10 protein-coding genes and 1 pseudogene are annotated in these 11,518 nt (G+C 62.0%); 5 read left to right on the top strand and 6 right to left on the bottom strand.

Annotated features, from left to right (window positions below):
- Window positions 1-206: 206 nt before the first annotated feature.
- From AO501_RS06665 to AO501_RS06650, 4 genes are all read right to left on the bottom strand, one after another.
- Window positions 207-833 (bottom strand): RES domain-containing protein, encoded by a 627-nt coding sequence (locus AO501_RS06665; protein ID WP_156452357.1) that lies wholly within the window; start codon window positions 831-833, stop codon window positions 207-209.
- Window positions 834-934: 101 nt separating this feature from the next.
- Complete coding sequence (locus AO501_RS06660; RefSeq protein ID WP_055576976.1) at window positions 935-1,645, bottom strand: hypothetical protein; 711 nt, start codon at window positions 1,643-1,645, stop codon at window positions 935-937.
- Between the two features lie 804 nt (window positions 1,646-2,449).
- On the bottom strand, window positions 2,450-3,121 hold the full coding sequence (locus AO501_RS36890; protein ID WP_156452356.1) for a hypothetical protein: 672 nt from the start codon (window positions 3,119-3,121) through the stop codon (window positions 2,450-2,452).
- A 702-nt stretch (window positions 3,122-3,823) separates the two neighbouring features.
- Complete coding sequence (locus AO501_RS06650) at window positions 3,824-4,201, bottom strand: STAS domain-containing protein (RefSeq protein WP_063892821.1); 378 nt, start codon at window positions 4,199-4,201, stop codon at window positions 3,824-3,826.
- A 1,173-nt stretch (window positions 4,202-5,374) separates the two neighbouring features.
- Here AO501_RS06650 and AO501_RS06645 point away from each other — a divergent pair.
- Both AO501_RS06645 and AO501_RS38865 read left to right on the top strand, forming a co-directional pair.
- The gene (locus tag AO501_RS06645; protein ID WP_055576974.1) at window positions 5,375-5,842 is read left to right on the top strand and encodes a hypothetical protein; all 468 of its coding nucleotides are present in this window, start codon (window positions 5,375-5,377) and stop codon (window positions 5,840-5,842) included.
- 253 nt (window positions 5,843-6,095) lie between these two features.
- A complete protein-coding gene (locus AO501_RS38865) occupies window positions 6,096-6,386 on the top strand; it encodes an IS110 family transposase (RefSeq protein ID WP_231752364.1) in 291 nt (96 codons plus the stop codon).
- A gap of 256 nt (window positions 6,387-6,642) precedes the next feature.
- On the opposite strand, the gene AO501_RS06635 is transcribed toward AO501_RS38865, so the two are convergent.
- The gene (locus tag AO501_RS06635; protein WP_055576973.1) at window positions 6,643-7,221 is read right to left on the bottom strand and encodes a TetR/AcrR family transcriptional regulator; all 579 of its coding nucleotides are present in this window, start codon (window positions 7,219-7,221) and stop codon (window positions 6,643-6,645) included.
- 78 nt (window positions 7,222-7,299) lie between these two features.
- On the opposite strand from AO501_RS06635, the gene AO501_RS06630 reads away from it, so the two are divergent.
- The 3 genes and pseudogenes from AO501_RS06630 (at window position 7,300) to AO501_RS38860 (ending at window position 9,634) form a co-directional block, all read left to right on the top strand.
- On the top strand, window positions 7,300-8,487 hold the full coding sequence (locus AO501_RS06630) for a cytochrome P450 (RefSeq protein ID WP_055576972.1): 1,188 nt from the start codon (window positions 7,300-7,302) through the stop codon (window positions 8,485-8,487).
- Between the two features lie 537 nt (window positions 8,488-9,024).
- A pseudogene (locus tag AO501_RS40630) lies at window positions 9,025-9,198 on the top strand (alcohol dehydrogenase catalytic domain-containing protein); the annotation flags it as partial.
- Between the two features lie 55 nt (window positions 9,199-9,253).
- Window positions 9,254-9,634: a hypothetical protein gene (locus tag AO501_RS38860; protein ID WP_231752362.1), complete on the top strand. Its 381-nt coding sequence runs from the start codon at window positions 9,254-9,256 to the stop codon at window positions 9,632-9,634.
- Between the two features lie 31 nt (window positions 9,635-9,665).
- On the opposite strand, the gene AO501_RS06620 is transcribed toward AO501_RS38860, so the two are convergent.
- The gene (locus AO501_RS06620; protein WP_055576978.1) at window positions 9,666-11,318 is read right to left on the bottom strand and encodes a PPE family protein; all 1,653 of its coding nucleotides are present in this window, start codon (window positions 11,316-11,318) and stop codon (window positions 9,666-9,668) included.
- Window positions 11,319-11,518 lie beyond the last annotated feature (200 nt).

Below are 11,518 nucleotides of genomic sequence, written 5' to 3'. Positions count from 1 at the left end.
TGTTCACCCGCCATCGGCAACCCACGTCCGATTGCAGCCCGAGGCCTTCGGCCTCAAGTCGCCTCCATACCGTCTAGACCTACACATCACGACCCCACTGGCGCCCAAAATTCGGTCTTGACAATGCGCCTGCCTGCCGGTGTCAACGAACTTTTGCCCACATCGCCGTCGTGGATAAAGTTGCTACCTTCCGGCCACGACTGCGCCTACGCCTTATCCGTCTCAATCAGCGCACGCAATTCTTCGGCGATCTCTTCGACGAGTAGTCGCCCTGGCCCTTCGTAGAGGTTTTGCGAGCCGGGTCCGGACCGCTGCCAGGAACCCCGCTTCGGCGGGTACCTTTCCCCAAACAGGACGATTACTTCTTCGGGCGGCTTGTTGATCAACTCGGCTTGACGAGAATGCCAGATCAGTCCCTGAAGCGGCGGATCATGTTTCTGTGCAAGAGCTGCGATCGCCAGGCGCCGGGTGCATGCATAGTGCTCGGCCGGACTCGAGATCACTTGGCTGCGCTTGAGGTTTAGCCGCGTCAGCTCCGGATCGCGAAGGTCGCCCAGCGCAGCATCGACCGGCAACTCGATGTGCGCCAACAGCTTCTCGTGCAGATGGGCGTCGTAGGCGATCATGCTGCCCAACTGGTGGACATCGTGAAAGACCGACTCGAGCAGGACCCCGGTAGGCGATTCACCCACATACATGTTCGACAACCGCTTTCCGGTGATGGGGTCGTCGATCGGGGCAAAGCGGGTGTCGCCCCAGCCTGCATTGAATTCGTCATATCCCCACTTACCGTCGTACACGCGGTAGAGCATGCGGCCTTTTTCGAGGGGCACTGCATTCAATGTGGGCAACGTCGCGACTACACCACAGCCCGCCGGGTGGGGGCACACCAGATCCTGGGGCGGAGGCGTAGCGGTCACGTCGAGCCGGTGTTCTAGGCGGCCGCACCCGCGGCGAAGCGCTGGGCTGCGCGCAGCGCACGCGCTGGATCAGTCGTTGCGGTGCGCTCTGGTACCTCGCCGGAGAGAAAACTCGTCGGGCTGGTAAGCCACGTCCACAAGGACCAGTCCCGCACTCCCCCATTGGCAAGTGCTGCCAGGATCGGCGCCAACTCGGCGCGCAGCTTGCCGTGCTCATCGAATTGAAACGCCGGTATCAAGGTCCTGCCGCCATGGTCAACGGTGAATAGTTGATGCGCTTGTCGACGTCGCGCCACCCACGTTCTGGTGTTGGACTCCGACGAATTGCGCTGCTCACTCAGCGATTTGTAGGTGTGGAAAGGCGTCGCGAGCAGCGCGTTGCGGTGGGCGGCCAAACGCTTCGACTGCGACAGGGTCGCGGCGGGCGTCAGACTAACGCCATGGCCCATCAGCACGCGAAGCAGCTCTTCGCGCGACGCTTCCACATGCTCGGCTTGCAGCGTGCGAATAGCCTTGAACACCTCAATGAACTCGCGGATGTGTGCACCGCCCTGCGGGTCATGCACGAGCGCGTTGCGTAGTTGTAGCAGGGCGAATGCCTCGTGTGGGCCCTCGGTTCCTCCGAAGAAATTGAGGAGCTGAAGCGCCTCGGTGAGCTCCCCTCGGGTAACGCCACGGACCTCCAGTCCATCGTCCACCTCGGCGATAACATAGTCCGACATCATGTAGCAATCGTAGCACTTGCTGCGATCGGCGTCAGTTCGCTACAAACCCAAATCGACGCACACGGCACGGCGGACGCCCACGGTTGGGACGGTGTTCCATCGCGGGTGATCGTGCCGACCGCTGAGCCTCAGGCGTCGATCTTTGCGTGGACAAGCGACACCGTCATTGGCGTCAGAGCGCTAAGCCTGATTCATCTGTTGAATCAATCGCTTTCACTCGCTCCAATCGACTGCGGTGAAAAGCCCTTCATGAGTACGAATTGCGCAAGTTATCGCCAGTGTAGACAATTGCGAAATGCACTGCGGCGAAACATGTTAGAGAATATCGCGACCTTGATCGGATCGGCGGTATCAACATCGGTCGAATTCTCTGGCATTTTGCTAGTTGGGCCGCGGTTGCCGGATGCATCCAAGAGATCGAGGTCCTGCAAGTTGGCGCTCTCGAGTAGTCGAACCATGACCTTGCGACGGTGAACCGCCGGTTGGGCAGTACGACGCGGCCTATGGGTGGAGGTCTGAGTCGACCTTCGTCGGCGCCACTTCCGGGCTCTTGGCCCCTGGCTTGAGCATACGGGCTGATCAAGTTTTCGGCGATTGACTCGGGCTGTGAAATAATCTGCGCTGCAACAGGATAGGGAATAAGGGCTCGTTCTACGTTCTACTGATAACCCGCCGTATTCGCATCCGCTATATTCCTCACTCGACGGAAGTTGTGGGGCAGACGTGACGGCCACGATCATTCCTCGTCGTCATTGACGCCTCCGGCCACCCGCGCCCTCAGGTGGTCGATGTAGTCGGAACGGATCACTCGGTTACACCGGGGGCGTTTGCCGCCGTTGACGTCCTCGACGTACTTGGCCAGCAATGCCGGGTTCTTCCCGGACCAACCGTGGGCAAGCGCCCATCCCTGCGCATCGCGTCGCCGTCCATTGGGATGCCGGCATCGTGGAGTTCGAGGAGCACACTCACGACGTCGTCCTTCTCGTAGCCAGCCGCGATTGTGTTGTTGTGGTTGACCGTTAACGTGAGACTGTTCATCGCCTCGATCACCACGGGGTCTAGCTTCGGCGTGAGGTCCTCCCACTCCGAACCGTTGCCGAGGATATCCGGTCGCATCTGCGTTACCCACGGCCGAATCCGGTTGGCGTTCCAAGTGATCACACACAACCCCCGGATCATGTGATTGCTGAATCGGACCAGTTCGCCGATGTCGTCCATGCCTGGCCAGGCCATCAGCACCGGGCCGTGGCCACGCACGTATGCGCCTCCTCTGCCGGTCACGTGCTCGACGTCGGAGTGGCGGATGACCAGTCGGTTCAACATGTCGCAGTTGCGCAGGTTGGACTTCAGCTTGGTCCAGACAGTGAGGGTGTCGCCCTTCTCCATGTGAGACGTGCACCAGCGGATGGCTTCAGCCACACCGCCGTCGTCATAGCTTGCCACGGCGGTGGGGTAATTCACCTCATCATCGAACATCGACGGCTCCTGCTTCATCCCGGCAGTCACTACCGTAGCCACCAGCGCCGACAAAGTTTTGGCGAAAGCGCCTGTGACCCAACTCGTGTCATTGTGGTGGGTTCGGCCTGACGAAGGGCGATCTGCGGGCGATCCGGCCCCAGCGACACCAACGCGGCAGCAATAGCAAATCCAGCCGCAGCCGGGCACTGTCGGGTTGGGCAGCATATGGCACCAGACTTGCCCGAGCACGTTTGAAATCGTGCGCCGCACACGTCTCACAAGGGTCCGAAGCACCACCACGGCGAACGGCGTCGGCCACGCTGAGGAAAAGCGCCCGACGTGCGTGGGCTCTGACCGGGCTGAAGTGCCCGCATCGAATATGGTCGCCACTCACCTAGCCGCCTTGGCCGACCGGCTTTTCCGCGGAACCACCCCGGGCCGCGCTGGGCCGCCCAACTCTCGAAACGACGGCGGAGACGAAAGAACCGGTACCAGTGCCACTCTTCGTACTCCGCGGTCTCCAGATCCGTGCCGTGCAGATTTCGGCGGAGGTCAAGTGTCCAAGGACGTGGTGTACGTCGTCGTGTGATTCTTCGGGGTGATGGTTCAGGCGGTCAGTGCCGCCGGGGGAAAACCCCTTTTCGGTGCGTTTGCTAGCGTCGTCCTGACCGACAGTGACCGAGGCATGGTCAGTGTGGATGAGCGCCAACGCCCGGCCCTTCATGGTGGCTCTGCGCTGGGTGGCGGTGCTGTCCTTAAGCCTTTGCGGGCCTCGGCCACGCTCGGATAGATCGCGATGACGGTGTGAAGGCCGGTCAGCCGCAGCGGTCTAGCTGTGGCCGGGCCGTCAGCGACCACTGCATAAGCCGTAGTGTCGGTGGCGTGGTGAGCCTGGACAAGCACGTCGATGCCCACCGCACTCATGAATTCGACGTGGGACAAATCGATGATGAGCGCGGCGGGCCGTTGTTTGAGAACCTCGTTGACGCGGTGAGCAAAGTGTGGCGTGGTCGCGAGGTCAATAACTCCCGATGCCGACAGCACGAGAACTGCTCCGTCATATGATTCTAAAAGACGAAGTCCGTGAGAGGAATTCACCGTATCCTGTGACCCCGCTGGCTGGTATCGGCGTGCCTTAAGGCTGCTGGCTGCCGCCGGAACTCGTCAGTGTCGTTGAGCGTTCGATGTGCGTCTGCGCGAAATCTGATGTGGATGACGCCTCTTGCTCGGCGCGCGATGATAGCGGAAGGGTGTCCCCCAATTGGCGCGTAGCAGCGATCAGCGCGGAGGCCCGTCCAGTTAGGTGTGCCCGGCCGGTACATCGGGCATCGGCCGACGGTCGCGTATACCCCATACCCCCGGACGGTACCATATGTGGCCAATCTCGCCCCACAACCGACATGGGTTGCTCTGCGGTGACGGCTTGACCCGAGGCCACCGAGCAGGCGGTCAGTCAAAATGCGGGCAGTTACTGCGAGGAAAGTGCGCCAAGCGGTGAACCGCGAGCCTTCAACTTTGGACCAACACAGGGGTCGGGTGGCCTGCCGGCGCCGAAGGTCCCCCGGGCACAGCGTGCCATGCACCAGAAAGGTGTTCGACGGCCTTTCGTAACCTTCCCGCTCCTTGTCACACGCGCCACCTGGCCGTACCCTCAGGGGGTATGGGGTACTTGTCGGCACGGACGAAAGCGATGTTCCATGGCCGCCTGTCGTCAGCACGGCACAGGGCGCGCTGCTACCCTCCAATTATTGCGCAAAGTCGCCGTCATCGTGCTGCCCAACCAGAAACTCACTGCTGTGCTGATCGCCGATAACCCAGGATCCTCGGTCATCACGGCTAGCACCTGGAAGCCGGGATGATGACCATTCTGAACTACACCGCTTATCGACCTGACACAGCCGGAAGGCAGATGACGCTGCAAGTGCCCCCTAGGACAGTTAATGGCCGGTGCACGAGTTCTAAACATTGGGTGTGCCGGGCATACCGTTGTTGGCAAATCCGATCAAGAAAATGGTGCGTCTAAATATGCTTGCCCTCTTGCACTATTACGATAATCCACGTGGGACAGCGCCAGCATTGAGAGGCTCGCTTAAATTCACCGTCCCCTCAATTAAAGTTTTGGCACTCCGACAAGATGTGCTCATCCGGTGATCCGCGGCAGACGCACGTTCGTCAGAAGTCCCGCAGTGGCCAAGTGGGGGTCACACTGATGACCAGCAGGGACATGAACCTCGCCATTGATAGCGGTAAGACAAGAGAACGGAAACACGCATGAGAATGTGGCCTCCGCCCGCAGCGATTGCGGTGTTGTTCGGAGTGGGGCTTGGCGCGGCCGCACCGCAGGCCAAGGCGGAACCTCCGGCGATGGACGGTGTCTATCTCTACGCCGACGACGACGGCGGTACGGGGACGTGGACTGTCAGTACGACATGCAATCCGGACTGCATCGCGCACGTGACGACTGCGCTGGGGTCGAGTTTCGACGCTCCACTAAAAGATGGCCAATACGTCAATTCGCGGACTATCCCCGATGGTCTGAAGTGTCCGTTATATGTGATGGGCGACTTTTTATTCGATGGCGGATACCATCCGGTGAGCGTAGTCCAGTGGTGGGACCCTGTTACGCTCAACGGGGAAGTGCACTTCACGCCCTACACTAAGGTGGACATCCCACACGTCCCACCGAACTGCTACATCGTTGACCACCATCAATTATTTTCCCTGACCAAAGTCGGCTGATATAGATCGGCTTGGTCCTTCTCAAAATGCCTCCGGAGGTGTCAGGAAGGGATCTGTAACTGATTCCTTCCGGGGTCCGCGTGTTGACGCACGTTGACCTCGTGACACGCCCCGGAGGTGTTGTTGTGTCTGTGCATGCAGCTCCAGTCACGTCGTCCACGATCGTCGTGGCCGTTGATGTCGGCAAGACTTCGGCATTGTTTTCGATGACCGACGCGACGCGTCATCGGCTGGTCGGTCCGTCGAGTTCGCGATGACCGGGTTGGGTCTGACCGCAGCGGCGGCGCGGGCCACGGCTGTGGTGCCGCCGGCAGGTCGGGTGAAGGTTGGCGTGGAAGCCGCCGGCCACTACCACCGCCCGGTGCTCGACCATCGGTGGCCGGACGGCTGGGAAGTGTTGGAGCTCAATCCCGCTCAGGTCGCCGAGCAGCGTCGCGTGCAGGGCCGACGGCGGGTCAAGGCTGACGTGATCGACTTGGAGGCGATCACCGAGCTGGTGCTGGCCGGATACGGACACCCGGTGACCGATCGCGATGTCGTGTGATCGGTGAGCTGAACGCCTGGGCCCAACACCGGAGTCGCAGCTTGGCAGGACACACTTTCAACCATCGGCTTATACCCTTGGTCTTTGCCCGACGCAGGCCAGGCAGACGGGTCTCTCCCTTCCAACCAGACTGTGTGCACCTGCCGCTCTGGCCGGGATTGTGCCGACGATGTTGTGTTGACAGCGCAAACTGGCTGCGTCACCGCGTCCGATAACGGCTTGCGAATGTGGTCGTCGTCAGTGTGCTATTGCCAGATCAGCGGGGTTGGGCGGCATGGATTACGGCGTCGACGATACGACGGATGCGCGCGGCGGCCTGATCGGGGTCGGGCCGGCCGGCGTCAAGCCAGGCGATCACGGCGTCCATTGTGACGGTAGGTAATAGGTGCGCTGCCCAGCTCCGCCACCGCTCGTCGGCAATGCCCGCAAGGTAGCGGCGCGTGATCTCAGTCCCGTTGTCCAGAGCTCGTTCTATTACGTCACAGAATTCGGGTTCGCGGGCAGCATAGCGAAACAGCAGTCGGAAGGCCTCCGGATCAGCAGCGGCTGCACGTACTAGCGCGGGGATGCTGCCATCATCGAATTCGTCCGCCCCGGTGGCCTCGCGGAGCCGGCGGTAACCGTAGTCGAGCACTTCACGATAGAGGTCAGCCTTCGAGGCGAAGTGCCGATACAGGATCACCGGGGTGACACCGGCTTCTGCGGCAACGGCATCAAGTCCGGTGTCAGCAAAGCCTGCCCGGGCAAAGGCGCGGGTTGCGGCGTCGAGGATCTGTTCGCGGCGCCGCTCGCGCGGCAGCCGTCGAGTCGGCTCGGCTCGGCTGACACTCACCACAACCCCCTCTTGTTTACGGGTTACTTTACAACTAGCCTTGTCTAAGGCATCTTATACAAGAGTTTCTTTCCTTAGAGGATGCCCGTGACCACACCAATTCAGCTGCCATTGACGCGGGCGCATCCGCTCCAAGCCTCGCCTGAACTGCGCGCGTTGCAGTCGCAGGCCACGATTCACCCGGTCCGCACGCCCGTGGGCGATGATGCGTGGCTGGTCACTGGCTATGCAGCGGTACGGCGTTTGCTTGACGACCACCGACTGGGTCGCGGGCATCCTGAGCCCAACACCGCCGCGCGCATCGGGGAATCGGCATTGTTCGGCGGCCCGTTAGGCAACTTCAACACCGAGGAGGCCGACCACGCCCGGATGCGTGGCCTACTGCAGCCGCACTTCTCGCCCAAGCATTTGCGGACCCTGCAACCGAGGGTCGAAGCGCTTACCAGCGGACTGCTGAACGAACTCGCGGAAGAGGGTCCGCCGGCCGACCTGTACGCGAAATTGGCTGTGCCGCTGCCGATTCTGGTCATTTGCGAGCTCCTTGGTGTGCCGTACTCCGATCGTGACCAGTTTCGTGGGTGGACTCAGGACGCGGCCAATGTGCGCGATCACTCCCGCTCCGAGCATGGCCTGGCCGAATTGTTCAGCTATAGCATGAAATTGGTCGAGCACAAACGCGCCCACCCCGGCGACGACATCATATCCCGTTTGTGTGCAACTGACGGCGTCTCCGACGAGGAGGCCGCCACGTTGTCGATGTTCCTGCTATTCGCCGGGCACGAGACCACGGTAGTCGCCATCGGATACGGGGCATTGCTGCTGCTGACCAATCCCAATCAACGGCAGGCGATGCTGGCTGACCCTACGGTTATTCCGATCGCAGTCGAAGAGCTATTGCGGGCAGCCGCCTTCGGCGGCGGCGTCGTCGGCATTCCGCGGTATGCGCGCACCGACTTCGACATCAATGGTGTTGCAATCCATTCCGGAGACTTGGTCCTGCTTGACATCGAATCGGCTAACCACGACCCGACGGTGTTCGCCGAGCCGGACCGTCTGGGTATCTCCCGGCGGGACGCCACCCACCTCACCTTCGGATACGGCGCGCGGTACTGCATCGGGGCGCCGTTAGCACGTATGGAGCTAAAGACGGTTTTCACCCAGCTCTTTCCGCAGTTTCCTGCCATGCACCTGACGGTGGATCCCGCGATGCTTACCGCGCGTAGCGACGTGCTCGCCGGCGGGCTTGTCGACCTACCGGTCTCGTGGTGAACCAACCCGTCCTAACTCCCCTGCTCAATCTCGGCCAGCTTCTTCGAAGATGCCGTTATGGCGAATGGCGACACTGCGCTCATCGACCGTGGTCACCGGACGCTCCCAGGGTTCAGCCGTAGGCACCCGAGCCCGCCCAACAACCGCGCAGGACTGCTCGGTCAGGAGGCCACCTGCCGAGGTGGCTTGGGTCATCGCACTCTTCTTCGAGGCGACGCTTCCGTGGCGGGGCACTGCGGCGGCGGCTTCAGGCCTGGATTTGCGGCTACGGGCGCCGAGTCCCCAACGGAGATTGAGGAAAAGCTCCCCCACGGCGACGTTGCGGCGCCAGCGAGTTCGGTTCCGTGGAGATTATCAATGGAGGCGAGGCGCACTTCGTGCCTCGAGTTAAAGTTCGCAGATGAATCGGGTAGTGGTATCACGCTACGGAGGGCCAGAGGTCCTCAGCGTCATCGAGGAGGACGAACACGTCCTGGGTCCCGACCAAGTTTGCGGGCTGCCACTATCTGCAGCCGACGTGGTTCGACGTGACACCAAGTGAGTGGCCTCGTGTTGTCCGCGGGCGTGTCCTTCACGGACACGCTGCTTCGAGCCGGAACCTATCCAGGTCGTCCCAAGCCGCCCTTTACCCCTGGGTATGAGTTCGTTGGTGTTGTGGAGCAGGTCGGTTCGCGATGCTCGACGCTGGTGCCCGGGGTGACCGTGTCGCCGCGCGAGTGGTTTGGGGTGGCTACGCCGAGTGGTCTGTGTCGCAGAGTCCTTGGCGGTGAAGGTGCCAGACGATGTGGATCCGGCCGTGCTTGTCAGCGTGATTTTCCCATACATGACCGCCTACCAGCCCATCCATCGCGCGGCGAAAGCGCGGCCTGTGGCAACGAATTCCTCAATGTCAGGCTTGAAAGTTACGGGTTGTTCGGATTACCTACTGGTGAGCGGTGACCAGTCAGGCGTCGGCGGGCTCATCGACGCCTCCCTGCTGGTGTCGGCCGACGAGGTTGCAGCCTCGCACTGTTCGCGGGATGCGTTGGCCGTCGTCAACACCGGAGATCAAGGACCGGTAGAACAGCAGATCCAACCCCGATACGTGAGTCGAGCGGTCAGCAACACGGTCGCATCTACGTCTGCGACCGAATCCGGCACATCATGAATCGCCCTTGATAATGAGCCCCGTGCTGACGTCACGGCAATTGTCGACGGATGCTGAACAATCCGGACAGGCCGGTGCCCACATTGAAAAAGCCCGAGCCTAATCCGCTGGTGGTGGCGGAGCTGAGGGGGCCTGGTATGCCGGTGTTCCCGAAGCCGGACAGGCGGCCGTTGGCCAACGGGTGGCCGCTGGCGGTGTTGCCGAAGCCGGAAATGTTCGCTGCGTTGCTGCCGACGGCGGCGTTACCGAACCCGGAAATGGAGCTTCCCGCGTTGCCGAAGCCGGAATTGACCAGGCCGGTGTTGGTGGTTGCGCCGAAGCCGGTGTTGACGTTGCCCGAATGCCACGAACCGGTGTTGACGTTCCCCGAATTCCCGCTGCCGGTGTTGGTGTCACCGGAATTCCAGAAGCCGGTGTTGTATGAGCCTGCGTTGCCGAAGCCGGTGTTCTCGCTGCCCGAGTTGCCGAAGCCGGTGTTCAATATTCCCGCGTTGCCGATGCCGGTGTTCAGCAAACCGGCGTTTCCGATGCCGATGTTGCCGTAGCCCGAGTTGCCGAAACCGATGCTGTTCAGCTGGCCTGGCTGCAGGGGGTTGATGCCGGTGTTGAAAATGCCGACGTTGTGATCACCCGAATTGAAGAAGCCGATGTTATTGGTGCCGGAGTTGCCGATGCCGATGTTGCCGGAGCCCGAATTCAGCAGACCGGCCAGGTTGATGCCCACCTGATTGTTGCCGGTGAGGCCGATGCCGATGTTGTTGTTGCCGGTGTTGCCGAAACCGAAATTGTTGTTACCGGTATTGCCACCGCCGATGTTCGCATTGCCGACGTTCCCGCCGCCGGTATTGGCTTCGCCGTTGTTTCCGAAGCCGATGTTGTTGTTGCCGCGGTTGCCCATGCCGATGTTGTGGCCCGGGTCCGCGCTGGTGGCGATTCTGCCGATGTTTCCTAGGCCGATGTTGCCGTTGCGAAAGTTCCCAATGCCGACGTTGCCGTTGCCCAGGTTGCCGTTGCCGATGTTGTCGTTGCCGATATTGCCGCCGCCCAGATTGGAACTGCCTCGGTTCCCTTCCCCGACGTTGCCGCTGCCCGTGTTGCCGCTGCCGACGTTGGCGTTGCCCTTATTGCCCACGCCCAGGCTGGGCAGGCCCTGCAGCAGCTGCTGCAGATTGCTGGGCAGCGAGACCAGCTGGGCCGCCGCCGCCGAGGCCCCCGAATGGTATCCGAGCATGGCGGCCACGTCTTGGGTCCACATCTGCTCATAGATGCCTTCCGCCGCCGCGATCGCGGGCGCGTTCTGGCCGAACAGGTTCGTCATCACCAACTGCACGAACGCGTTTCGGTTGGCCGCCACCGCCGCCGGAGGAATGGTCGCCGCGCGGGCCGCCTCGAACGCCGAAGCGACAGACTTGGCTTGTCCGGCCGCCGCGGCCGCCTGAGCCGTGGCTGCGCTCAAGAACCGCTGATAGGGTGCCGCGGCGGCCGCCATCGCCGCCGCCGCCGACCCCTGCCACGCCTGGCCCGTCAACCCCGCGGTCACCGCGGTAAACGCGTGGGCGGCCGACTCCAACTCCGCGGACAGCCCCTCCCAGGCCACCGCGGCCTGCAGCATCGGCGCGGAACCGGCACCGGCAAACATCCGCCACGAATTGATCTCCGGCGGCAACACAGCAAAATTGGTCATGGTGATCTCCAAGGAAAAGTGAACCGAATTGGATGACAGCGGCCAGGGCTAACCCGGACGGCCATTGGCACCGTCGGCACCCTTCAAGCCAGGGTTACCCGGATTGCCCGACGGAGCCTGGAACGGGGGGGCGAAGCCATAGCCGGGTCCGCCCGCGCCGCCAGGGCCGCCGGCCCCGCCGGTGCCGCCCAGGCCGCCGG

This window comes from Mycobacterium gordonae (assembly GCF_001417955.2).
Lineage (GTDB): Bacteria > Actinomycetota > Actinomycetes > Mycobacteriales > Mycobacteriaceae > Mycobacterium > Mycobacterium gordonae_B.
The sequence above is the reverse complement of the archived record's forward strand: the minus strand, read 5'-3'. Positions and strand labels throughout refer to the sequence as shown.

What these genes read in the sequence shown, in the direction of transcription:
- AO501_RS06660 (WP_055576976.1), bottom strand. Translation starts at nt 1,645, where the DNA reads ATGATGTCGGACTATGTTATCGCCGAGGTGGACGATGGACTGGAGGTC.
- AO501_RS36890 (WP_156452356.1), bottom strand. Translation starts at nt 3,121, where the DNA reads ATGTTCGATGATGAGGTGAATTACCCCACCGCCGTGGCAAGCTATGAC.
- AO501_RS06645 (WP_055576974.1), top strand. Translation starts at nt 5,375, where the DNA reads ATGAGAATGTGGCCTCCGCCCGCAGCGATTGCGGTGTTGTTCGGAGTG.
- AO501_RS38865 (WP_231752364.1), top strand. Translation starts at nt 6,096, where the DNA reads ATGACCGGGTTGGGTCTGACCGCAGCGGCGGCGCGGGCCACGGCTGTG.
- AO501_RS06630 (WP_055576972.1), top strand. Translation starts at nt 7,300, where the DNA reads ATGCCCGTGACCACACCAATTCAGCTGCCATTGACGCGGGCGCATCCG.
- AO501_RS06620 (WP_055576978.1), bottom strand. Translation starts at nt 11,318, where the DNA reads ATGACCAATTTTGCTGTGTTGCCGCCGGAGATCAATTCGTGGCGGATG.